Here is a 22,355-nt window from a genome sequence, read left to right on the forward strand (position 1 = left end):
AAGGGGTTGCGCCGCACGGCAAGCTGGACCACGGTGTCGATCCGGTTGAGCGGGTCACTGCTGGTGGGCCGGGGGTGGTGGGGTGGTGTCGCTGTCTGGTTGGGGGGCGTAGGGCTTGGGCTGCGGTGCGGGCTTGGGTGGCGCGGGTTTGGTGGTGGGCGGCTTGCCGGGGGGGGCTTGGTGGTGGTGGCGGGCGGGGGCTTCGTGTGCTCGCGCAGGGCGGTCGCTGCCGAGGTCGTCGCGTGCCTTCGCGGTGACTGCCTCTCCTCGGCCTGGCGGGCTGCGTGATCAACCGTTGTTAGCCGCCTGCGGCGGCGCCGTCTCTGCGGGGGTCGGCGGCTGCCAGGAGTGTGCCGGTGGGGGTGATTTCTACGAGGGCGGCTCCGCTGCGGAGTGGTACTGCGGTAGCGCAGGGGTGGCCCAGGGTGCGGAGTGGTGGCAGGAAGCGTTCGGCCGCGGTGCCCTGTTCCACGTCGGAGCGGGCGTCCCGCAGGCCGGCGCAGTCGTCCGTCGTGGTCTGGCCGCTGAGGTGGGCGTGGGTGAGGGCCTGGTGCGGGTTGAGGCCGTGGACGAGGACGTCCAGGACCTGGTGGGCCACGTAGTCGGGGATGGGGCCGCCGCCTGCCGAGCCGGCGACCAGGCGTGGCGTGCCTGCGGGGTCGAAGGCCAGGGTGGGGGCCATCGATGTGGTGGGGCGTTTGCGCGGTTCCATGAGGTTGTGGCCGCCGGCGGTTGCGGGTGCGAAATTGGTGAGTGCGTTGTTGAGCACCATGCCGCGTGCCAGGAGAGCGGACCCGAAGTTCTGGTTGACCGTGGTGGTCATGGACAGGGCGTTGCCGTATCCGTCCACGATGCTCACCTGGCTGGTGGCGTCATGGTCGTCGGCAGCGTGGACGGTGTCGGTGCACAGCCCGGGACGTACGGGGTGGACGGCGGAGCGGGGGGAGATCTGCGCGGCTCGCTGGGTCAGGTAGGCGGGGGAGAGGAGCCCTGCGGCCGGGGTGTCGCCGAAGTCGGGGTCGCCCGCGCAGGCGCGTGCGTCGACTCCGGCCAGCCGTCCGGACTCGATGAGCAGATGGGCATGGCGCAGGGTGCCCGGTGTGAGTGCGGCGACTCCCGTGCGGTCGGCCAGGGCCAGCACGGAGAGGACGTCGATGCCGCCGAACGCCGGCGGCGGAGCCGTGCACACCCGGTATCCAAAGGCTGGTCCGCACACGGCAGTACGTTCGTGGGCCCGGTAGTCCGCGACGTCCCGCACGGTCATGAGCGAAGGGATCACCGCAGGTCCCCGGCTGTCCGTACGGGGTGTGACGACGCCGTCCGCAGCACGTGCCACAAGGGCCGGTGCGATCCTGCCCCGCGGTGCGTAGAAGGCATCGGCTCCGACGGCCGCCACCTCGCGGAGGACGGAGGCGAGTTCAGGGTTGACCACCTTGGCCCCGACCGGCACGGGCGTGCCGCCGGGGCAGTAAAGGGCCCGCACATCGGGATAGGCACAGCCCTCCTGGGCCATGGTGTGAAGGTAGGGGCCGGCCGGAAAGCCATGAGCGGCCAGCCGGACCCCCGTACCGAAGAGCGATCCCCAGGGCAGACGGCCGAAGGCGCGGTGCAGTGTGCCGAGGACCCGCACGGTGCCGGGAACTCCCACGGCGCGCCCGGTGTGCTCGACGCTTTCATCGAAGGCCTGGACGCCGAGACGCTGTTCGTCAGCGGTGGGCACGCGCAGTCCTTCGGTGGCCACGGCAGGCGCCTGGGCGAGCCCTTCGAAGAAACGGACGCGATGGTGGCCGCGGTCCCAGTAGAGAACCTGCGTGCCGCCGCCCAGCCCGGAGGACTGCGGTTCGACCACCGCCAGCACCGCCTGCACGGCGACGGCGGCGTCCGCCGCGGTGCCGCCGCGCCGCAGCACCTCACAGCCCGCCCGGGCCGCCAGGGGACTGGCAGCGGCGACCATGAACCGCGTCCCCCGCGCGGGCCCGGCAGAGGAACGGCCGATGACCGGTGCGCACACGTGGTCCTCGCCTGCGGAGCCGACGGGGAAGAGCGGCCGGGGGCTCCCGGCCCGGGCGCCTGGCACGAGGAGTGGAAGGGAGAAGAGGACAGCGGCGAGTGCGTGAGACGCACGGCGGCGAAGAGACACGTGGCCTCCGGAGCGGGGTCGGCCGGCACGCGCTCGCCGAGCCCGCAGCGGGGAGAGTCTGACGGGGCTTGCCCCAAGGCCGGGTTGTTGACGTTCTTGAGGGTCACGCAACGAACTTGAACGATTCTCGATCTGGAGCAACGGAGCTCGTTGGCGCTGGCAGTCGTCCATGACAGTCTGTCTTGTACCCGGGGAGCTCAGTGAATTCCGTTGCCTTCGCATTGTGTCCTGCCGCCTGTGCTGGCGACCATCACCCGTACGGGCACGGTGGTCGGGAGCCGCTTCGCGCCAGGGCATCTGGGGGAGCGATGGCGGGGCGTCCCGTTCGAGCCCGTGGACACGGCCCTTGTGGAGACGCGGCCGTGCAGTGGCGACTGCGGGCGGCAGTCCGGGCACGTCAACGCCGCCTCTCCGCGGGTGTGCGCCGCCATGCGTAACACCCCGCTCTCCACGCTCACTTGCTCCACCAGTACACCGCTCAGGTGCGGCATGTGCGGCCAGTCATTGATGTAACGGGAGGTGACCGTTGTCGGCTGGGAGTCGCGGGTTCGTGGCCGGTTGTCCGACTGGCGTTTTCCGGTACGAGTCAGCGCCTCCTGCGGTGCGGGTCAGGCGAGGCGCCTGGCGAGTTCGGTGAACATCTCGTCGGTGGCGGCCTTGGCGGCCGGGGAGACGCCGAAGAGGTTGAGGTAGGCGTGGATGAGGCCGTCGTAGGTGCGGTGGAAGACGTCCGCTCCCGCCTCTTCCAGAGCGGCTGCATAGGCTCGGCCCTCATCGCGCAGGGGGTCGTACTGGGCAGTGCCGATGATGGCCGGGGCGAGCTCGCGGTGGTCGGTGGCGAGCAGCGGGGAGAGCTGCCAGGAACGGCGCGTTTCGAGGTCGTCGCCCGCGTAGCCGGTGCGGAAGTCGTGCAGCAGGTCCTTGGTGAGGAAGTAGCCGTCGGCGTTCTCGGTGACGGAGGGGTGGTCGGTGGTGAAGTCGGTGGGCGGGTAGGCGAGCAACTGGGCGGCGAGTGGGAGCTGTTCGTCGCGGAAGGTGAGGGCGGCGACGGCGGCTTCGTGGGCGCCGGCGCTGTCCCCGGCGACGGCCAGGCGGTCGCGGCGACCACCGTAGGCGTCGATGTGGTCGGCGACGTGGCGGGTGACGGCCAGGCAGTCGTCCATGGCGGCGGGGAAAGGGTCCTCGGGGACGCGGCGGTAGTGGACCGCGACGACCACTGCGTTCACGTCCCGGCACAGCAGGCGGCAGACGTCGTCGTGGGTATCCAGGTCGCCGGTCACCCAGCCGCCGCCGTGGAAGAACACCACCGTCGGGGACCGGTCCGTCCGTGGCGGGCCGGTAGACGCGTACCGGGATCGGGCCGGCAGGCCCCGGCACCGTGCCGTCCGCCACCGCGCCGACCTCGATCGGCTCGGGCAGCGGGGACGCCTGGACCATCTGCCGGTTCACCTCGCGCATCTGCTCCGCATCGCCCACGGACCCGTCGAAGCGGTTCGGCGGCAGGGCGTTGATCTGTTCGAGCAGGGCGGCGATGGCCGGGTCGACGGGCATTCCAGGGGCCTTCCGCAGATGGTGATCGGTCCTGCCAACGACGCTAGACCCGCACCGCCGCACCGCCCGCCCGGCTGGGCCAATAGAGGCATCCTGCCCTCCTGAACAGGCGACCGGCGCCAACACCTCTGCTGTGCCGGGCCTCCGATGTGCGGGGGCACTGCTGTTGCGGAAGTATCGGTACGGGCGGTATCCATCCTGCGGATGTGCGGGTTTTCGCCCCGGAACCGAACCATGCTGCAGTATTCGGGCCCGGTGGTGGTGTCTCACCGGCGCATCGTAAGGACAGCATCGGACCGCTGCGTGCGGAGGCCGTCAGGATTGCCCGTCGCGGGCATGGCCTGGGCAACGAGCGCCGAGGACTTCCGGGCCCCGGACGCGACGGACAACCGAGCTGCGATCCCTCGGTTTGGTGACAGTGGTGTGAGAGACAGCGGGCCCTGGTGTGTTGATGCTGGTTGGGGGCTGTTTCGGGGCCCGGGGCCAGGTCGAACTGCTCCACCGTCGACGGTGGCGGACACGAATGGAGCTGTCCACGGCGCTCTTCGAGTACCTGGAGATCTTCCATAACAGGCAGAGGAGACACTCGGCGCTGGGCATGCTCGGCCCGGTGGAGTACGAACTCCGCACACCACCGGTAGCGTGAAACCAGGTAACCCGACTCCACCCAAACGCGGGGCATTCTGGCGACTCCACCCAACTCGGGGCACTCCGAGTTCTCTGCCGAACCCGGAACGGTTCAGTCCGTGCTGGCCTGGTCGGTGAGGGCGGCGCTGGCCGGGGTGAGCTGGGTGACCAGCTGCCGCAGTTCCTCGATCTCGGTCCGACGACGGCAGCGGCGAGGGGGGAGGCGGACCGACCGGGCGGACCGAGTCCCATGTGCGGCGCGCCGGCCTTCACCGCGTCCTGGCGCTATAGGACACCTGCTGTCCTGAAGCCTCCTACTGTGGGAGTCGTCCGCAGGAGCAAAACGGGAGGATTCCGTGAAAATCGCTGTTCTCGGTACCGGTGGCGGTGCCCGTGCCCACATCGCGCGGCTCGCCGGGCTCGGTCACGAGGTCCACGTCGGCACCCGTGAACCGCAGGCCACGCTCGCCCGCACCGAACCCGACCCCATGGGCACGCCGCCGTTCAAGGACTTCCTCGCCGGTCACCCCGGAGTCCAGCTGCACACCTTCGGTGACGCGGCGGCGGCCTCCGACGGCCTGGTCATCAACGGCCTCGACGGCCACAACGCGGTGGCCGCCCTGTCCGCCATTGCCGACCGGCTCGCCGGCAAGACGCTCGCCGACTACGCCGTCCCCACGTCTACAACCCCGGCATCGAGCGCCCCTGGCCCACCCCCTGGGGCGTCAACCCCATCCTCGACCCCTGCGACAGTGACAGCCTCGGCGAGCAGATTCAGCGTGCCCTGCCATCTGCCCTTCCACCTGGACCTCGCCTTCGACGACGTCCAGGCAGCCGAGAAACACCTGCTGGAACTGGGCGCCACCAAGCCCGCCCACCAGCCCGGCGGCACCCTCTGGACCGTCCTCCTCGACCCCTCCGGCCAGCCCTTCTGCATCCACGCAACCCACTGACACCGACGACGTCCACGCGGACACGCACGCCCTGAGAGCCCATCACGGCTGAGTCGGCCGCCAGAGCAGTCGAGTTGGCGCTCAGCGTGCTGCGCTGGTGGATCGATCGACCGGGACAGCGGAATCCGGCATCGCGTGGACGAGTGCCGCGCCGGAGCGGACTATGCGATCACCCAGATGTTCTTCGACGTCGACACTTATCCGTGGTTCCGCGACAGAGTGGCGGCGCTACTCGCAGGCGACGACCGAGATCTACCAAGAACCTCGGTCTCACCGGCTGAACCGCAGGTACCCGGCTCGGGGAGCGGGGCAGGCGGTCGGGTCGGCATCTGCGTGCACGCCGCGCAAGCGCACCTGAGAAACTGCGTCCCATGAGCACGGAACAGCGCCGGATTCTTGTCATCGGCATCGGAGCAGGAGACCCTGACCATCTGACCCTTGGCGCGGTCAAGGCGATGCGCAGGGCGGACGTCTTCTTCATCGTGGGCAAGGGGCCCGACAAGGCTTCCTTGACGGACTTGCGTCACCGGATGGTGGAGGAGCACGCCGAGGGCCCCTACCGGGTGGTGGAGGTTGAGGATCCCAGCCGGGAACGCCGTTCGATGGACCGCGGTGAATACACCATGGCCGTACAGGACTGGCGCGATCGGCGCGGGGAAATGTTCGAGCGGCTGATGCGGGAGGAGATGACGGAAGGGGAGACCGGAGCGTTTCTCGTCTGGGGCGATCCTTCCCTGTACGACAGCACGCTGGGCATCCTTGCCGACATCGAGGCCCGCGGCTCGATCCGTCCGCACGTCGAGGTCGTCCCGGGCATCACGAGTGTCTCGACGCTGGCCGCGCGGCACCGCATCCCGCTGAACCAGGTCGGTCGTCCGGTACACATCACTCCGGCCCGGCGACTGTCCGACGTGGCGCAGAACGACGACGGCGACATCGTGGTCATGCTGGACGCGCACGAGTCGTTCACCCAGGTCGACGGGGACGACGTGTGGATCTACTGGGGTGCCTACCTCGGTACCCCGGACGAACTGCTCGTCGCGGGTCCCGTGCGTGAAGTCTCCGAGCAGATCCGGCAGGTGCGGGCCGAAGCACGCGAACGCCACGGCTGGATCATGGACACCTACCTCCTGCGCAACGTCGGGACGTCGCAGCCCGACCCGACGGGCTGAAGCGCAGGGCTCCCGCTGCGTGTTCGAGTCGCACGTCCAGCCCAACCATGACCACCCGTTCAGGCAAAAGGGGGATCAGAATGGCTGGACGGGCCCAATCGCAACACATCGTCTCCGACGGCCAAGAAATGATCCTTGAGTTGGGCGGGCAGATATGGTCTCGGTTGGTGTGTCGCTGGGCCCCATAGGAAACGGCAGGACGGCTTCGGCGGGGTCGTAGTGGATCGACGCGGCGATCTCCTCGGCCCGGGGGGGGCGCGGGACGGCCCCCTGCTTGCGGTTCTCTACCCCGCGGCCGTAGGGGGATCAGCACGGTCTTCTGGATCGCGGCGTCCAGGTGTACGAAGTGCCCCGTCCTGACAGCGTCCTGGAAGGGTGTCGTACCGGGCCGGACGGTGCCGTGGCTGCGACCACCGCCCGGCCCGGGGTTTTCAGGGGCCAGCGACGAGTGAGGGGTGCTCGTGCTCGCAGGTGTCGTCGATGCCGCAGGTGTCCCAGGCGGGGAACGGGTCCACGGTCGGCACGCTCTCTCCGTCCGCCATGAGGCAGTCGGCCAGGGCCGCTTGCAGGGCGTCCGCGTTCAAGTCCGTCCCGATGAAGACCAGTTCCTGAGCTTCTGGGCTCTCGGTGTCGCGGGCGGTGGACGGTTCGAAGCGGGCCACGGAGCCGGCCTGTGACCACAGGCCCGTTACATGCGGGCGGCTGGCCAGGGTGAAGAAGCCCTTGGAGCGCAGGATCTGCCCGTAGGTTCCGGTGTCGAGTTCCTCGGTCACGAATGTCCACAACCTGCCTGGATGGAAGGGGAGTTGGGAGCGGAAGGCGGTGGAGGAGATGCCGTATTCCTCCGTCTCGGGTACGTGATCCCCGTTGAGTTCCATGACCCAGCCCGGCGCCTGTTGGGCCCGCTCCAGGTCGAAGAGCCTGGTGCCGAGGACATCACCAAGTGGTACGCGGCCATGGGTGGCGGGGACGATCCGTGCGGCCGGGTTGAGGCGGGCGAGTGTCGCGCGGAGCCGGTCGGCTGTCTCGGGGTCGGCGAGGTCGAGCTTGTTCAGGACGATGACGTCGGCAAACTCGATCTGGTCCATCAACAGGTCGCTGACGGTGCGTTCGTCATTCTCGTACTGGTCCAGGCCGCGCGCGACGAGTTCGTCCCCGCTCGCCAGTTCGGGCAGGAAGTTCGCCGCGTCGACGACCGTGACCATGGTGTCGAGGCGGGTCAGATCGCCGAGCGTGGCCCCGTCGTCGCGGGGGAACGCGAAGGTGGCGGCCACCGGCATCGGTTCGGAGATGCCGGACGACTCGATCAGGAGATAGTCGAACCGCCCCTCGCGGGCCAGCCGGTCGACCTCCTCCAGCAAGTCGTCGCGCAGGGTGCAGCAGATGCAGCCGTTGGTCATCTCCACCAGCCGCTCCTCGGTGCGCGACAGGGCGGCCTCGCCGCCGCGCACCAGGGCGGCGTCGATGTTGACCTCGCTCATGTCGTTGACGATGACAGCCACCCGCAGGCCCTCGCGGTTGCCGAGGACGTGATTGAGCAGCGTGGTCTTGCCGGCGCCGAGGAAGCCGGACAGGACGGTGACGGGCAGCCGGTCGGGGCGGTCGTGGGCCACCATGCTCAGCCTTCGGGGTGCAGCAGGCCGCGCTCATACGCCTTCACCAGCCGCTGGGGCACCAGATGGGAGGTGCCGTCCACGGTGATCGGTACGAGCTGCGTCGTGCTGGCCTTCCACTGCGCCCGGCGGTGACGGGTGTTGCTGCGGGACATCTTCCGTTTGGGCACGGCCATAGGAGTCTCCTCGGTGGATGGGTCAGTAAGGGGAAGCTATATGAAAATGGGTACCATTACCAACTGCGCCTTGCCTGGGTCGTCGGTCGTCGGTCGTCGGTCGTCTGGCCCGGGCAAGGGACGGATGAAGGTCTTCTTCTCTGCTTCTCTCCATGTCCGCCATCAATGGACACACAGGGCCGGATGCTGCGCTGGCCGCCTGGCCGGACTGAGGGGGCAGGCGGGACACGCGAGGATTGGGGAGGCGCACGGCGATAAGACGTGCAGAGACGGCATGACGTTCACCATCGTAGAAACCTGGTATCTGACCGACGAAGCCGCCCACGACGCGACGCAGACCATGCAGATCATCGACGACGCCATCGGTGAGAACGCGCACCATCACCCTGGATGGAACGGGCACGCCACCTTCCTCCAGGACCGGCGGGACCCGAATGTCGTCACCTGGGTGTACCCGTGGCGCAGCGAGCAGGACCACGTCAGCCTGCTGGAGACGGAAGAACCCTTAGTGCAGCCCCTCATCGACAAGTACCGCACCAAACCGCGGACGATCCGCTACACCACGGAACTGACGGTGGAGGCAGAGCATGACCACCACTGACCCCGCGCCGTCCGTGGGCGACTGGACACCGCAGGCGCTCAAGGAGAACGGGCGCCTGCTGCTGTCCTGCCTGCGGAGGCACTTCGAGGATCTGCGCGCGCTGCCGGTCACCACAGACCGGTCGGCCCAGGAGATCCGCGCCCTGATCGACGAACCGCTCCCCACGGAACCGGAAGCATTCGGCGACATCGTCGAGCAGACGTGGCGGGACGTACGCCCCCATCTCACCCTGTGGAATCACCCCCGCTTCCACTGATGGAAGCACTCGGCCTCGACACCGAGGAATCCGTTCCCGAACACGAACAACACGGCTGACGCCGACTGGGGCGGAGCCGTCTCGTGGCTCTGCCCCAAACCCGAGCGTGAAGGGGCCCCATGTCTCGCATTCTGATCATGCTGTCTGCCGCTTCCCGGATGTCCCTCGCCGACGGCAGCTCCCGGTCCATCGGATTCTGGCCCGAGGAACTCGTGGAACCGGTCCGCGTGTTCGGCCAGGCCGGTGCCGACGTCACTCTGGCGACACCGGGAGGGAAACCGGCCGTGGCCGATTCCGCGGGTTTCACACCTGAGGGGCAGGTCTTTCTGCTGCCCGTTGCGACGAACCGCGTCGTTCCGTCGGCGCCCTCAAAAGTCAGCTGGATGCTCCCCAAGGAGCTTGCTCTCTGCGCCTTCTGACGGCGCTTCAAGTCGATAGCCCGTACGCAGTGCGGCAGGCGTCGCGTTGCCGGATGAGCTGTAGGCGGAAGCTGTTTTCTGTCGGTGAAAAGCCCCAACCCTCACTGGTGTTGAGGGTTGGGGCTTTTGCCGTCCTACTGCTGGGCTGCGGGGTGGTCGGGGCCGTAGCCGCTGGTTTTCTGGTCGTACCAGTCGGGGCGCCGGCCGGTGGGCGCCGGGGCGGTTTCGCGCATGGTGGCGCCGTAGGCGCTGGTGGCTTTGTGGGTGACGGGGTCGGCAAGGGGGGCGGGCCAGAGTTGGAGGAGGTAGGTCTCGACGGGGTCGCCGGCCTCGCGAACGTCGCCGTCGTCGCGGTTTTTCCCGTGGACCAGGAGGCGGTAGCTGCCGGGGCCGGGGAGGGCCAGCACGGGCGCTTCGGCGGGTTCTTCTTCGCCGGGGCCGATGGAGATGCGGGCCGTGGTCCAGGTGAAGGAGACTTCGGCGGCGTCCTGCCAGTCGTCCAGGTACAGGGTGGGGGGGCCGTCCCAGAGTTCGGCGGTGACGTCGATGTCTCCGCCTTCCACGGCGCAGACGATCGCGGCGTAGTCCTCGCGGGCGGCGACGAGTCCGTTGGCGGTGTGATCGAGGGGGATGTCTTCGAAGGTGTCGAGGTCGATGAGGTCGAGGGTGCCGTGGGCGATGAAGAGGTGAGGGTCACGGACGCGGTCGATGAGTGAGGCCATGGCAGGGCTCCTTGCGACGGAAGGGGGACAGCACTTTCGCTGTCCCCCCAGGGGTTTCACGCTACGCGGCTGGTGTTACGGGCACTGCACCAGCGGGTGCATCGCGGCGTCGCTCTGGACGGTCGGGATGTTGGTGACGTTGACCCAGAACTTGTCGTTCTCCAGAAGCCGGTTGGCGTTGTACCAGGACTGCCGGGCACGGCCTTCGAGGCGGTTCTGCGCGGCGGGGAGCATGTGGCAGGAGAAGTCCGGGTTGACGCTGGCGCCTTGGTGGGTGGAGGCGAAGGGGTATTCGTCGCAGCTCTTCCCGGCCGGGCGCGGTATCGAGGACGGGCAGGCGGTACGCCGGTTGGCGCGGATCAGGGTCTGGTTCATGGTGCGCGTCAGCGCGGGGCCGTGGCCTTGCCATCCCCAGTGGTTCTTGAGGTTGTGCTGGGCCCAGTCGATGTGCCAGGCGACCTGGTCGAAGGGGCCGGTGACGGAGATGTTGTAGCTGGGGGTGTAGTCGGGGTAGACGCATCCCCCGGCGGCGGCCGGGCTCATGCGGGGGGTGTTGTCGCACCGCACGTTGAGTTTGGGGCCGAGGTCGATGCTGACCGGCGTGTAGGGGGCGGCCTCGTAGTTGAGGTGCGGAGCCTGAGCGTCGGTGTTGGTGACCGCTCCGGGGGAGTCGATGACGATGTCCCAGTTCCGCGTCGTGCCCGGGGTGGTGATCTGCGGGGTGCCTCCGGTGGAGGTGCAGTGGCCGCAGGTTTCCGTGATGGTGGCGATGCCGAGTTCGGCGGCCGGGACGGTGGTGGACAGCAGACGCAGGGTGACCTTGTCGGTCCAGCGGTGCCGGTTGCGGGCGTCGAGCTGGACGTTCGAGGTCCATGCGAAGTTGGCGCTGCCTTGGTACTGGTGCTCGGGCTCGATGTAGAAGTCGACGCGGAGACCGCCGGAGGCGCACGAGCTGGTGCGGTCCGTCCGGACCTGGCCGACGGTACAGGTCACGGCCGCGTCGGTGGCGACGTTCTGCGTCGTCAGCGGGGTGAGTTGGGCGGTGGCGCTGTGGCCGGGCTGGGGTGTGGGTGGGGCGGTGTCAGCTGTGGCGACTCCTGTGAATGCCGAGCTGACCGCGACGAGCGCGGCCAGCAGGATTCCCCCGCGTTTGATCATTTTCACCGTGCATGATCCTTTCTTGGGGACAAGGCGGGGTCATGTTTCCGGCGTGAAAAGCGGTGCGTCAATGTCCGTTGAAGCGTGTGGGCTGGTTTCGGCCAGCGCGTACCGCGTGAAGGGCGATTTCTGTGTGCTGGATATGTGGTGGATCTGCAGGTGGTAGCCCTGGGGATCGTTGTCCGGAATCTTGCTTCCCGCATGTGGAAGCAGTGTGTCTCGGCCTTCACGGCCGGTATTTTCGGTGCCTTCGCGGACGTCGATCGGCTCTACGCCCGGGGTCTTGGCGGCAGCGTGCAGCGGGTTTCAGGATGGGGTGGTCATTTTCTCGGCTTCCGCTGCGGTCGGGTAGCCGGCCTGGCGGGAGAAACAGAGTTCTGCCGGGAAGGGGTTGGGGTCACGCAGGGAGTTCATGGACGCCTATTCGGATGGTGCTGTATTTGACGGCGACGAATAATGAGAACCCGTCAGGGATCCCTGGCGGTGGCTGCCTCGATGAGGAGCCCACCCAACCAAGTGCTGCGTGCTGCTTGGGTGTATCGCGGATATCCGCAACGTACCGACATCGGAGATGTGCATCGCTGAGGCAGAGCGGGCGGTCGGACTTCGGTGGCGGTCCAGCGGGCGGCGGTGACGCGAGGCGCCGCCATGGCGCGAATCGTGGGATGTGTGTCGTTGACGTCGTCCTGCCCGCTCCATCAGGCTCATGACGTGCAACAACGTCGCATTGTCTTCGTGGTTTTCGACGGCTTCCAGGCCTTGGATCCGGTCGGCCCGCATGAGGTGTTCCAGCATGCGGGGACGCTGCCGGGTCCTGGCGCCGACTGCCGGTCCGGTCCGGTCGAGCAGCGGCCTGCCTGCGTACGCCGGACACGGTGTGGCCGACCTGGACCCGCAGGGCGTCGACACCCTGGTGGCGATGGGCGGCAAGGGCGTCGGCCGAGCGGCAGGGGGCAGGACACCGACCGGGTGGTTCGCGGCGGCCGGGGAATCGGTCCGCCGTGTCACGTCGGTGTGCAGCGGGGTCTTCCTGCTGGCAGCTGCCGGGCTCATCAAGGGCCGTCGGGTGACCACCCACCGGTCCCGGGCCCAGCGGCTCGCCCGGCATCATCCTGACCTGCGGGTGGACTGCGACCCGATCTCCCTCAAGGGCGGGCGGGTGTGGACCTCGGCCGGTGTGACGGCCGGCATGGACCTCGCACTCGCTCTGGTCCAGGACGACCTGGGCCGGGACATCGCCCATGCCGTCGCTCAAGAACCGGTGCTCTTCCTGCGCCGGCCCGGCCGCCAGGCGCAGTTCAGCGTGCCGTTGTGGCCGCGCCAGCCGTCCACCGTTCCGGTCCGGGCGGCGGTGTCGCGGAGACGCTGCGGCGCTGCTCCACCGGCACGTCGGCGTCGCGCCGTCCGAGTACCGGGACAGATTCCGATCCAGCAAGGAGTACGCATGACGGCCTATGGGCTGCTGTTGTTCGAGGGAGCCGAGGAGCTGGACTTCGTCGGCCCCTGGGAGGTGTTCACCGCCTCCGCGATGATCCGCGAGCAGAGGGGCAGCACCGAGCAGCGGGACACCACCGTACTGATCGCCGAAGAGCCTGGCGCCGTCCGCTGCAACAAGGGCATGCGGGTGCTGCCCGACCACACCTTTGACGGGCACCCGCCGCTCGACGTGCTGCTGGTGCCCGGTGGGAACGGCACCCGGACCCAAGTGTCCAACCCCGTGCTCATCGAGTGGATCCGCAAGACCTCCGCTCAGGCCACCTGGACCACCAGTGTGTGCACCGGAGCCCTGTTGCTGCACGAGGCCGGCCCGGCCCGCGGCCGCCGCGTGGCCACGCACCACGCCTTCGAGGACACCCTTCAGGCACGCGGAGACGTCACCGTGGTCCGTGACGCACGCTATGTGGTCGACGGCCAACTGGCCACCAGCCAGGGCGTGTCCGCAGGAATCGACATGGCTCTCTGGCTGGTCGGCCGACTGCACGGCCGCGACCACGCGCGCGCCGTGCGCCGTTACATCCAGTACGAGCCCGCCCCTCCCTACCTCGCCGACGAGCCACAGCCCGCGGCCGAAGGAGACGGCACATGGCCGACGTCGCAGACCTGATCTGTCACCCCGTCAAGGGCTGCAAGGGCACGCCCATGGGCGAGGCGTTACTCACGTCGGCGGGCCTCGCGCACGACCGCAGCTTCATGGTCGTCAGCGAGGGCGGGGCCTACCGCACCCATCGCCGCCACCCCCGGCTCGCTCCGGCCGCCCCCCCCGGTGGAGTTGTCGGAACTGGCCTTGGGCATCGTCGGGGGCACCGCCGGTGGGATCGTCGACGAGCAGGCGCTGGCCGACGCACTGAGTGACCTGGCACGTTGCCTTGCCGGGCTGGGGGAGTGGGATCCGGAAGTCAGGTAGTCGTTGGCGCTGGGGTGTTCGCCGGCTCGGCCAGGTGCTCGGGTTCGAGTACGAAGACCGGGATCACGCGGTCGGTCTTCTCCTGGTATTCGGCGTACGGCGGATACGCGGCGACCGCGCGCTGCCACCACTGGGCCCTCTCGTCCCCGGTGAGCTCACGGGCCGTCATGCCCTGGCGTTCGGGGCCGTCTTGGAGATCCACGTGAGGATCGGCCTTGAGGTTGAAGTACCAGACCGGGTGACGCGGGAAGCCGCCCTTCGAGGCCACCGCCGCGTACCGCCCCGCGTGTTCCACCCGCATCAGCGGAATCTTGCGGATCCTGCCGCTCTTCGCGCCGCGCATCGTGACAATGACGACCGGCAGGCCCGTGTCCCAGAGCGTTGTGCCCTGTGTGCCACCCGAACTCTCGTACAGCTCGACCTGTTCGCGAATCCACTGCGCCGGACTCGGCTCGTACTCGCCCTCAAGAGGCATCGCATTCCCCCATTGTCGTGTACGGATTGTCGTGTACGGATTATGTCGGGACAGTCCAGCACAAGCCTCGCATGAAGGGGAGACCGCCGTTCCCGCTTCCCCGACAACGTCAAGGGAGACGGCAAGGTTCTGTGTCGCACCCGGTTTGCGGTTACCTGCCGGTGGGGTCCAACGCGGGTGGAGGGGCGTGCGAAGGCGGGCGACTTCAAGGCTGCCTGCGATCCCCGTTCGCATCGCAGGCAGCCTTGTGAACTCAGGTGTCCGGTCGTCGAGTTGTTGCGCCAGATGACCTGACTACCGCCTCCGGTCCACCACTGCGCGCAGCTTCCCGCTCGTCGCCGTGCGGTCCAGATCTGCTCCGTCCACTACCTCGACCGCGAAGTCAAGGAGCCGCTCGTCCACGGCCGAGCGGACCTCCGGGTATTCGGCGAGGAACGTGTCGCGAGCCCGGTCCGCGTCCGGCGCCTTGGAGGTCTCCAGGCGGAGGGCGAGGCATTCGCGGGCGGGCCCGCTGGTCAGGACGGCCTGGAGTTCGCCGCTGTAATGCAAGTGTTCCTCGGCTATGGCCACGAACCGGCGGTAGTTGAGGAAGTACGTTGCCACGCGCATCACTTCACCGAGGCGGCCGAGCAGTTCGAAGCGCGGGGCGCGGCTGCCGCAGGGGCAGTCGCCGGGCAGGAGCCGGCCGAGGTCGCCGATGACGTAGCGGTCGAGGTGCTGGCCCCGGCGGGCCCGGGTGGTGAAGACGAGCCGGCCGGTCTCACCTGGTGCCACCGGACGGTCGGCGTCGACCGCGACGATCTCCAGGGTGTGCAGGTCGGCGTGGAGGTGGTGGACGCTGCCGCCGCTCTCGACGCACTGGTAGCCGAGAGGGCCGAGGTCGGTGCTGCCGTAGGTGATGGAGCGGACGGTCTCGATGCCGAACGTCTCGGTGAGGGTGCGGCGCTGCTCCTCGGTGAAGTGCTCGCCCCCGTAGAAGATCTTGCGGATGCCGCCGTAGGAGCGCAGCAGGTCCGCTTCCTCGTGCAGGAGCTGCCACAGGTAGGAGGGCATGCCGAAGAGGGTGTCGACCTCGTACGCGACGATCATCTCGGCGGTGGCACGGTGGTCGGAACCGGCGGCCATCGGCATCTGGACGCCGCCGAGGCGTTCGAGGATGGAGAAGAAGCTGATGAACCCGCCGTACATGCCGCCGCAGTAGAAGAGGTTGGCGGTGCGGTCGCGGGCCGGGTCGTAGCCCGCCGCGAGCAGTCCTCGGGCGGCGGCGTGCATCTGTGCGTCGTAGTCGTCGTAGCTGAACAGCGACAGGGCGGGGGTGCCGGTGCTGCCGCCGCTGCGGAAGTACAGCTCGGCGTCGCGTCGTTCGACGTCCCGGTTGAGTTCCTGGACGGCGGCCTTGTCGAGCAGCGGGCCGGCCGGCTGCGGGAACGCGGGCCGGTGGACCAGGTCGTCGAGGCAGGCGGTGGTGGCGAAGCGGGCGTCGGCCTGGACGGCGACGCGGCGGCTGTAGCGCTGGAGCGCGTACACACCGTCGTGCGGCTCGCCCACGTACCCGGAGGTCATGGCGCCCACCGGGGTGACCCGGGTGGCGCCGGCGGCCAGGACCGCCGCGGAGAGCTCGGCGATGTCGGTGCGGGTGCCCGCGATGCCCGCGGTCTGCAGATAGCGGCGCATGGGCCGGAGCGTGGCGATCACGTTCTTGCGCGGCAGCGGCTTGACCCAGACGCTGCGGTGCAGCGGCGACGCGTTGAGTGCCGGGCGTGTGTCGGCCATGACGCGCCAGGTGCCGTCGGGGGCGGCCAGGACGCGGGTCAGGCCGAGGTGTTCCTCCAGGCGTGCGAGGTGCTCGGTGGTGGTGAGCTCCGCGTATTCGGCCGGGTCGAGTTCGTCCTCGACGGGCGGCGGCTGGACGGCCAGTGCGGAGGCGAGGCGGTCGGCGAACGTGTGCAGCTCGCCCTCGTCCTCGGTGTCGAGGTAGACGACCTGGGGGCTGGAGCACGCCTGCTGCTCGAAGACGCAGATGTCCTCGGCCAGCGCGGCCAGGGTCGCCTCGTCCGCCCAGGCGTCCCGGGTCAGATACGCGAAGGAGATCTTGTGTCCCCACTCCACCAGGCGGCAGCCCGCCGGGACATGGGCGGCCACCCCCTCCACGGCGGCCTCGCCGCCCCAGACCGCGACCGCGTCGGCGGGTGCGCACATCAGGCGCAGCCAGTCCGTGCGCGACGAGGAGAAGCGCAGCACGATGACCCGCTCGGCGAGGGCGCCGCTGGGGTCGAACGCGGCGAGTTCGGCGAGCAGGTGCTGGGTGAGGAGGGTGTCGGCGCTGCTGGTCTTGAGGATGTTGACGTTGCCGGCGAGCAGTCCCTCGATCAGGCTGAGCGGGGCGACGGTGGCGGCGTTGCCGGGGGCGATGTGCGCGACCAGACCGACAGGGGCCCATGCCTCGTACACCGTCTCCTTGGCGTCCGGGCGGCTGAGACGCTGCGGTGCGGTGCCGCCGAGTTCGCGGCGGAGCTTGCGGGTGAGCGCGTCGCGGCCGAGGAACGCGGCGAGTTCGGCGAGGAGTTCCCCGGTGCTCTCCGCGTCGCCGCCGGGCAGGTGCGGGGCCAGCCGCTGCCGTACGGGGTGGCCGGGGTCGCGCAGGGCGCCCGCGAGTGCGTCGCAGGCGGCCAGGACGGTCTCGGTGTCCAGTGGGGTGGCGAGCGCGGCCTCGACGGTGGCAGGCAGCGTGGCAAGACGTCGGGCGGCCTCGTCGTCGCCGATGAAGGTGCCCTGCCAGTAGTGGTGGTTCATCACGGTCTCTGCCTCGGTCATGACATTCCCTTCATCAGTTCGGCGGCGGCCACGGCACAGCTCTTGTTGCGGCTCACCCCGGCGCGGCCGTGGATGGTGAACCAGTCGGTGTCCAGCTCGCAGCCGCACTCCTCGCCCGGGTGCAGCGAGGCGAGGTCGCCCATGACGACGCTCTGCGCCGGTACCGAGGTGATGTACGGGGACACCAGGTGCAGATAGCCGCGCTCGCCGTACGCGAGGGGTTCGAGGGTGCGCGTGGAGCGGATGAAGACGCGCGACCACACGGGTGCGTGCAGGTTGTGGTGCGAGCACTCGATGTACGGGATGCAGTGCTCGACCGAGCCGAAGGTGTCACGGATTCGTTCGGAGGGAATGCCCAGTTGCTCGGTGACACGGGCGTACAGCTCGTGCTTGCCGATCTGCTGGTCGGTGTGGCCCTTCCAGCCGCCGCCGAGGATGATCAGGGAGTCCTCGGGCAGCCGGAGCGGCGGCAGGCCCATCGCGCGCATCCGTTCCAGCGTGAACCAGAGGAAGGCGGGGAAACCGAGGATGCGCACGGGCGCGTCGTCCTCGGCGAAGCGGCGCAGCGCGGCGACACAGCCGAAGGGGTCGAACTCGTGCCCGTTGCCGGTGGCGCGCAGGGCGTACTCGACCTGGCGGGCCGGTGCGAAGTCGCACAGGTAGTTGTCGGTGAACGCGGTGCCCAGTTTGAGGTCGCGGGCGGGTTCGTAGCTGTAGAGCAGGTAGTTGACCGGCTGGTCCGGGGTGATCCAGCCGTTGCGCTCGAAGATGCGGGCGACCATGCGCTGGGCGGACCGGATGGTCCACTCGTCGAAGAACATCTGCGACTTCTGCCCGGTGGTGCCGGAGGAGGTCAGGTGCAGATGGACGTCGCCCCGGGGGATGGACAGGACCTCGTGGCGCTTGAAGAAGTTCGCGTGCACCAGGGGAGCGTCGTACGGGGTGTCCTGGCGCTCACCGTCGTACAGGCTCCGGAAGAACGGGGACCGCTCGCGGTGCCAGGCGTTGGACTCCGCCATGGCGGCGGCGAACAGCTCTTCCTCGGCGGGCCCGCGGACGTACGGCTCGGTCAGGTCGCAGAGCCGCTGCACCTGGGCCAGGGCCGCGGCGTCCGGGACGTCGACGGGCGCGAGATGGGGATTCGAGGGGGTCATGAGGCAACCTCACGGGAGGGCAGATAGGTCGACGCCCAGGCCGACACATAGGAATCGAGGAAGGGTTGGAGCGGTGTGTCGACGACCACGCCGTGGAAGTCGATGTGCTCGGTGGTACGGGACATCACCACGTAGTCGTGGAAGCCGTCGTCGTCCCGGCGCATCGCGGGATACAGCGCCCCGGCGATGAAGCCCTGGGCGCCGAACGCCGAGAGCGCGGCGTGGTGTTCCAGCGGCACCAGCGCTTCGACGTATCCGGCGCCGGCCCGGGTGAGGGTTCGGGTGACCGACTCCAGCCAGCCCGCGGCGAACGCCGGGTCGGGGTGGGCGGTGACCAGCGCGCAGTACCGACCGGTGCGGTTGAGGTACGCGTACACCTCGAAGCCGCCGTCGTCGGGGGTGAGCAGGATGTTGGGGGTGTGCAGGGGGTAGAACCAGCGGCCGGGTTCGGGGAAGCGCTCGTGGAAGCGGCGGCGGACGAACGCCGGTGCCTCGACGATCTCCAGCGGAGCCTGCGCGGCCCCGGCCGGCGCGGGCTGCGGCGCGGTGGGCCGGGTGTCCGCGTAGCTGATGCCGAGGCTTCCCTCGACCGTGCGCAGCAGGGGTGCGAGTGAGGCGGGCACCTCGGTGACGGGGACGCGGCGGTCGAGGACCCCGGGTGAGTGACGCGCGTAGAGTGCGAGGCTTTCGCGGCTGCTGAGATCCACGGCGTTGGGCAGGATGCCCATCGGGCGGAAGCCGTTGCGGGCCACGACGCGCTGCGGTCCGGCGCTGACGGTTCGGACCGTGGCGTACACCGAGTCGAGCTTCCCCGCCCCCAGGGTGCGGGCGCACAGGGCTTCGGTGAGCTGCCCGGCGAGCCCCGAGCCGCGCTGGTCCGGGTGGACGGCGAGCCCTTCGAGCCGGCCGATGCGGCTGCCGGGCTCGCCGTGGACCGCGGCCGACCCGGCGAGCGCCCCGGTGCGGGCGCAGCGGGCGACGAGCCAGAGGGTGTGCGGGTCCCGGATGAGCCGGGACATCTCGGCGGGGTCGGTGCCGAGGGCCGTGGGGTAGTGCGGCCCGTACACGGCGTAGTAGAGCTGGCGCAGGTCGGCGACGTCCGCGGGAGCCGCCTGCTCGATCGTGGCGGTCATCGCGCGCCTCCGGTGGTGGCCGGTTCCGGCGCGGCACCGATAGCTGACGATTCGTCAGATTCGTCTGCCGCGTTCGAGTTGTCGCCCAGCAGCCCCAGGAACGCGGCTGCGGGCACCAGCCCGGCAGCCTGGATCAGGCACAGCGTCTGGGCGGACAGATGGTCGCCGAAGAGGCCGAAGAGCAGCGAGGCGACCGGGAAGGTCGCGCCGAGGACGGCCTGCATGACGGCGAAGAACGCGGGCTTGTCGGCGGCCGGGACGAGGCGCTGGAACAGCGCCACGAAGCGGACACCGATCACACCCACACACCAGCCGGTCACCAGCAGGGAGCCCGCGATGACGGGCCGCGCGGCGACCAGGCCCGGCACGGCGAGCGCGACGGCCATCGTGGCGAGGCAGACGGAGCCGACCGTGGTGGGCCGGCCCGGCACGCGTGCGCCGGTGAACGAGCCGATGAGCGTGCCCGCGCCGAGCGACGCCTCCAGGAGCGCGACCGTGCTGCCGTCGCCGTGCAGGACCGAGGCGGTGTACAGCGGCATGACGACGAACACGGCGGTGGTGAAGAGGTTGGCGGCGGCGAAGCAGAGCAGGATGGCGCGTACGTAGGGCAGCGCGCCCAGGATCTGACGCAGCGTCCGCTGTGACGCCGCTTCCTTGGCCGCGTCCCCTTCCGCGTCGGCGGTGTCGTCGGCCTTACGGAAGCGTGCGGCCGCGATGAGGAGTGCGGCGGCCGCGTAGGCGGCGGCGCAGCCGACGGCGAGACCGGCCACCCCCGCCTTGTCCACGATCAGGGCGCCGAGCAGGGCCCCGCCGAGGCTCGCCAGGGACTGGGTGGACAGCTCGAAGCCGGTCGCGGCCTCGATGTCCTCGTCGTCCACGAGCTCGGGCACGGAGGTGGTCAGACAGGGGTCGAAGAACGCCTGGCAGGTGGCGAGGGCGAGGGTCGCCGCGTACGCCGCCGCGACGGGCAGGTCGCTCGCGCAGGCCCAGACGGCCAGAACGGTCGCGACGGCTCCCGCACCACCCGCCGCCGCGCGCAGCAGCGAGCGGTGGGCGAAGCGGGCGATGGTGCGGGCGACCAGGGGCGCGAGGGCCACGGCGGGCAGCGTGCTGACCGCCATGAACAGCCCGGACGCGAGGCCGCCGGCGCTGGTCGCGGCATAGGCGATGAGCCACCAGGAGATACCCACCTGGAACATACGCACCGCGGCCTGGGTGAACACCTGCCCCAGCCATACGGTCCCGAAGGCGCGGTTGCGCAGGACGAGCGGGAGGCGGCGGCCGGCGGTCGTGGAGGCGGTCATGCGGTCGGCCTCTCGTCGATCACGCGGACGAGCTTGCCGGAGCGCGGGTTGACCACCAGGTCGCGGTGGCGGGCCCATTCGACGCGCAGCGGGTGGACGAATCCGGCGGCGGCGCTGTCGGGGTAGAGGGGGCGTGCGTCGTTCAGCTCGGTGACGACCGCCTTGGCAAGCACTTCAAGACCCGCCGGGTCGTCGTCGCCGGGGGCGGTGGCCAGGCGCAGTACGAGTCCGTCGCGGCCCTCCCAACGGCGTACGACGAGCTGCATGCCCATGACGCGGCCTTCGGTGTCGGCCGCGGCGACGGCGGCCTGGGCGTCCTGTGAGTACAGCGACACGGGGCCCACCCGCACGCCTTCCTCGGCGCGGCCGAGGATGCGGAAGACACCACCTTCGACATCGGTCCACTCCGCGCGGTCGCCGGCGGGGTAGCGGATGACCGGCATGAGGCGTCGGAAGAGCTGGGTGACGACAACGCGTCCGGCCCGGCCGGTCTCGCGGATCGGCTCGCCGGTCGACTCGTCGAGGATCTCGACGACGGTGTGCGGGGCGAACGTGCGGTGGGTGCGCGGGTCCGGGCCGGGAACCGGGCGGCCGAGAAGGCCGCCGTCGACGCTGGCGTAGCCGAGCGAGCGGGGTTCGGCGTTGGGGAAGGCGGCCGAGAGCAGGCGGCGCTGGTCGTCGAAGAGAGCCTCGCCACCGAAGAACAGCAGCTCCACGGCGGGCAGTTGACGACCGAGCGAGATCAGGTGCTCGGCGAGGCGGCACAGGGTGGTCGGGGTGCCTGCCACAACCTGTGCGGCGAAGTCCTCAAGGGTGGGGACCGTCGACTCCAGCGGAGCGCCGCCGCCGATGGGAAGCCGTACGTTGGCGACGGGGGCGTGCGCGAGCGAGTCCAGGATGAACAGGAAGCTGGCGTAGAGCTCACCGGCGTAGAAGAGATCGGCCACCCGGTGTCCGGGACGCAGACCCGCGTCGACGAGCCCGGCGCCGAACGCGGTCACGAACTCCTGCCATTCCTCCCGGGTGTAGCAGGAGAACTTCGGCGCGCCCGTGGTGCCACCGGTCTTGAACACGACAGCCTCCCCGAGGGGAGCGGTCAGGACACGGTTGTCCTGCAAGGTGTTGGCGGCCCAGAACTCGCTCTGGTCCACCACCGGGAGGTCGGTGATGCGGTCGACCTGGGGCGGCAGGTCCGCGTAGAGATCCGCGTAGAAAGGAGAGTGGTCACGGGCGAAACGTATGAGGTCCGAAACTTGATGGACGGGCATGCGGCGTTTTCCTAAAGAGAGGTGAAGACAAGAGAGGCGGGGCAGGCACGGGCGAGCCAACAGACCGGGGGCACCCCCGACCCACCTGCTTCACCGTTCAACTTCCTTCGGGATGCGCACACTTCACGCACCCGGGCAGCGCAGGCCCCCCGCCTGACGCTTGTCCACATCATGGAACACGGTTGACACTGGATCAAATCGAGTGTGGCCTTCGGTGTTTCTGGTGGCTGAAAGAGATACCCTTTGATCCGTGGGTAGAATTGCGCATACGGGGAGCTTCCGAAGGTTCATCGGTCAACAACCGCCCGGCTGTTCCTTCCCTTGGGGCGGGGCGCGCCGTAGGCCTGAGCGGGAGCGCACGGGTCGGCTCTGGAGTGAGGGTGGGGAGGGGGTGTCATCCCTCCGTCGCGCCTGA

Annotated in this window: 20 protein-coding genes and 2 pseudogenes; 10 read left to right on the forward strand and 12 right to left on the reverse strand. The window is 69.5% G+C overall.

Annotated elements, in window-relative coordinates; all coding sequences use genetic code 11:
* Window positions 1-298 precede the first annotated feature (298 nt).
* A complete protein-coding gene (locus tag ACSHXC_RS37930; protein ID WP_438295873.1) occupies window positions 299-1,954 on the reverse strand; it encodes a gamma-glutamyltransferase family protein in 1,656 nt (551 codons plus the stop codon).
* Between the two features lie 794 nt (window positions 1,955-2,748).
* Window positions 2,749-3,507 carry an alpha/beta hydrolase gene (locus ACSHXC_RS37935; RefSeq protein WP_438297060.1) on the reverse strand — a complete coding sequence of 253 codons (759 nt, stop codon included), beginning with the start codon at window positions 3,505-3,507 and terminating at the stop codon, window positions 2,749-2,751.
* 635 nt (window positions 3,508-4,142) lie between these two features.
* Here ACSHXC_RS37935 and ACSHXC_RS37940 point away from each other — a divergent pair.
* The 4 genes and pseudogenes from ACSHXC_RS37940 (at window position 4,143) to cobF (ending at window position 6,443) form a co-directional block, all read left to right on the forward strand.
* Window positions 4,143-4,337 carry an IS3 family transposase gene (locus ACSHXC_RS37940; protein WP_438295874.1) on the forward strand — a complete coding sequence of 65 codons (195 nt, stop codon included), beginning with the start codon at window positions 4,143-4,145 and terminating at the stop codon, window positions 4,335-4,337.
* A 469-nt stretch (window positions 4,338-4,806) separates the two neighbouring features.
* Window positions 4,807-5,271 carry a VOC family protein gene (locus tag ACSHXC_RS37945; RefSeq protein ID WP_438297061.1) on the forward strand — a complete coding sequence of 155 codons (465 nt, stop codon included), beginning with the start codon at window positions 4,807-4,809 and terminating at the stop codon, window positions 5,269-5,271.
* A gap of 102 nt (window positions 5,272-5,373) precedes the next feature.
* Window positions 5,374-5,499, forward strand: a pseudogene (locus ACSHXC_RS37950) (methylenetetrahydrofolate reductase); the annotation flags it as partial.
* A gap of 143 nt (window positions 5,500-5,642) precedes the next feature.
* Window positions 5,643-6,443: a precorrin-6A synthase (deacetylating) gene (gene cobF / locus ACSHXC_RS37955; RefSeq protein ID WP_438295875.1), complete on the forward strand. Its 801-nt coding sequence runs from the start codon at window positions 5,643-5,645 to the stop codon at window positions 6,441-6,443.
* A gap of 431 nt (window positions 6,444-6,874) precedes the next feature.
* On the opposite strand, the gene ACSHXC_RS37960 is transcribed toward cobF, so the two are convergent.
* Both ACSHXC_RS37960 and rpmF read right to left on the reverse strand, forming a co-directional pair.
* On the reverse strand, window positions 6,875-8,059 hold the full coding sequence (locus ACSHXC_RS37960; protein WP_438295876.1) for a GTP-binding protein: 1,185 nt from the start codon (window positions 8,057-8,059) through the stop codon (window positions 6,875-6,877).
* A gap of 2 nt (window positions 8,060-8,061) precedes the next feature.
* Complete coding sequence (gene rpmF / locus ACSHXC_RS37965; protein WP_438295877.1) at window positions 8,062-8,232, reverse strand: 50S ribosomal protein L32; 171 nt, start codon at window positions 8,230-8,232, stop codon at window positions 8,062-8,064.
* 274 nt (window positions 8,233-8,506) lie between these two features.
* Here rpmF and ACSHXC_RS37970 point away from each other — a divergent pair, with 274 nt between their 5' ends.
* The 3 genes from ACSHXC_RS37970 to ACSHXC_RS37980 all read left to right on the forward strand — a co-directional run bounded on the left by ACSHXC_RS37970 (window position 8,507) and on the right by ACSHXC_RS37980 (window position 9,508).
* Window positions 8,507-8,833, forward strand: a complete 327-nt coding sequence (locus tag ACSHXC_RS37970) for a hypothetical protein (RefSeq protein ID WP_438295878.1) — start codon at window positions 8,507-8,509, stop codon at window positions 8,831-8,833.
* The gene (locus ACSHXC_RS37975; RefSeq protein WP_438295879.1) at window positions 8,820-9,089 is read left to right on the forward strand and encodes a hypothetical protein; all 270 of its coding nucleotides are present in this window, start codon (window positions 8,820-8,822) and stop codon (window positions 9,087-9,089) included. The genes ACSHXC_RS37970 and ACSHXC_RS37975 overlap by 14 nt, the downstream gene beginning before the upstream one ends.
* Window positions 9,090-9,247: 158 nt before the next feature.
* Window positions 9,248-9,508, forward strand: coding sequence for a hypothetical protein (locus tag ACSHXC_RS37980; protein ID WP_438295880.1), 261 nt, complete (start codon window positions 9,248-9,250; stop codon window positions 9,506-9,508).
* Window positions 9,509-9,642: 134 nt separating this feature from the next.
* Here ACSHXC_RS37980 and ACSHXC_RS37985 read toward each other — a convergent pair whose 3' ends face one another.
* Together ACSHXC_RS37985 and ACSHXC_RS37990 are read right to left on the reverse strand one after the other, a co-directional pair.
* A complete protein-coding gene (locus ACSHXC_RS37985) occupies window positions 9,643-10,230 on the reverse strand; it encodes a hypothetical protein (protein WP_438295881.1) in 588 nt (195 codons plus the stop codon).
* A gap of 75 nt (window positions 10,231-10,305) precedes the next feature.
* Window positions 10,306-11,388, reverse strand: a complete 1,083-nt coding sequence (locus ACSHXC_RS37990; protein WP_438297063.1) for a NucA/NucB deoxyribonuclease domain-containing protein — start codon at window positions 11,386-11,388, stop codon at window positions 10,306-10,308.
* A gap of 793 nt (window positions 11,389-12,181) precedes the next feature.
* Here ACSHXC_RS37990 and ACSHXC_RS37995 point away from each other — a divergent pair.
* From ACSHXC_RS37995 to ACSHXC_RS38005, 3 genes and pseudogenes are all read left to right on the forward strand, one after another.
* A pseudogene (locus tag ACSHXC_RS37995) lies at window positions 12,182-12,544 on the forward strand (DJ-1/PfpI family protein); the annotation flags it as partial.
* 288 nt (window positions 12,545-12,832) lie between these two features.
* Window positions 12,833-13,492 (forward strand): DJ-1/PfpI family protein, encoded by a 660-nt coding sequence (locus ACSHXC_RS38000; protein ID WP_438297064.1) that lies wholly within the window; start codon window positions 12,833-12,835, stop codon window positions 13,490-13,492.
* A 35-nt stretch (window positions 13,493-13,527) separates the two neighbouring features.
* Window positions 13,528-13,740 (forward strand): MOSC N-terminal beta barrel domain-containing protein, encoded by a 213-nt coding sequence (locus tag ACSHXC_RS38005; protein WP_438297066.1) that lies wholly within the window; start codon window positions 13,528-13,530, stop codon window positions 13,738-13,740.
* A gap of 44 nt (window positions 13,741-13,784) precedes the next feature.
* Here ACSHXC_RS38005 and ACSHXC_RS38010 read toward each other — a convergent pair whose 3' ends face one another.
* The 6 genes from ACSHXC_RS38010 to ACSHXC_RS38035 form a co-directional block, all read right to left on the reverse strand.
* Window positions 13,785-14,267 carry a nitroreductase family deazaflavin-dependent oxidoreductase gene (locus ACSHXC_RS38010; RefSeq protein ID WP_438295882.1) on the reverse strand — a complete coding sequence of 161 codons (483 nt, stop codon included), beginning with the start codon at window positions 14,265-14,267 and terminating at the stop codon, window positions 13,785-13,787.
* 294 nt (window positions 14,268-14,561) lie between these two features.
* A complete protein-coding gene (locus tag ACSHXC_RS38015) occupies window positions 14,562-17,081 on the reverse strand; it encodes an acyl-CoA reductase (RefSeq protein WP_438295883.1) in 2,520 nt (839 codons plus the stop codon).
* Window positions 17,078-18,235, reverse strand: coding sequence for an acyl-protein synthase (locus ACSHXC_RS38020; protein ID WP_438295884.1), 1,158 nt, complete (start codon window positions 18,233-18,235; stop codon window positions 17,078-17,080). Before ACSHXC_RS38020 ends, ACSHXC_RS38015 begins: the two co-directional genes overlap by 4 nt.
* On the reverse strand, window positions 18,232-19,368 hold the full coding sequence (locus ACSHXC_RS38025; protein ID WP_438295885.1) for an N-acetyltransferase family protein: 1,137 nt from the start codon (window positions 19,366-19,368) through the stop codon (window positions 18,232-18,234). Before ACSHXC_RS38025 ends, ACSHXC_RS38020 begins: the two co-directional genes overlap by 4 nt.
* The gene (locus tag ACSHXC_RS38030; protein ID WP_438295886.1) at window positions 19,365-20,672 is read right to left on the reverse strand and encodes an MFS transporter; all 1,308 of its coding nucleotides are present in this window, start codon (window positions 20,670-20,672) and stop codon (window positions 19,365-19,367) included. The genes ACSHXC_RS38025 and ACSHXC_RS38030 overlap by 4 nt, the downstream gene beginning before the upstream one ends.
* Window positions 20,669-21,940 (reverse strand): phenylacetate--CoA ligase family protein, encoded by a 1,272-nt coding sequence (locus ACSHXC_RS38035; protein ID WP_438295887.1) that lies wholly within the window; start codon window positions 21,938-21,940, stop codon window positions 20,669-20,671. The genes ACSHXC_RS38030 and ACSHXC_RS38035 overlap by 4 nt, the downstream gene beginning before the upstream one ends.
* Window positions 21,941-22,355 lie beyond the last annotated feature (415 nt).

The organism is Streptomyces sp. HUAS TT7 (assembly GCF_051550175.1).
GTDB lineage: Bacteria > Actinomycetota > Actinomycetes > Streptomycetales > Streptomycetaceae > Streptomyces.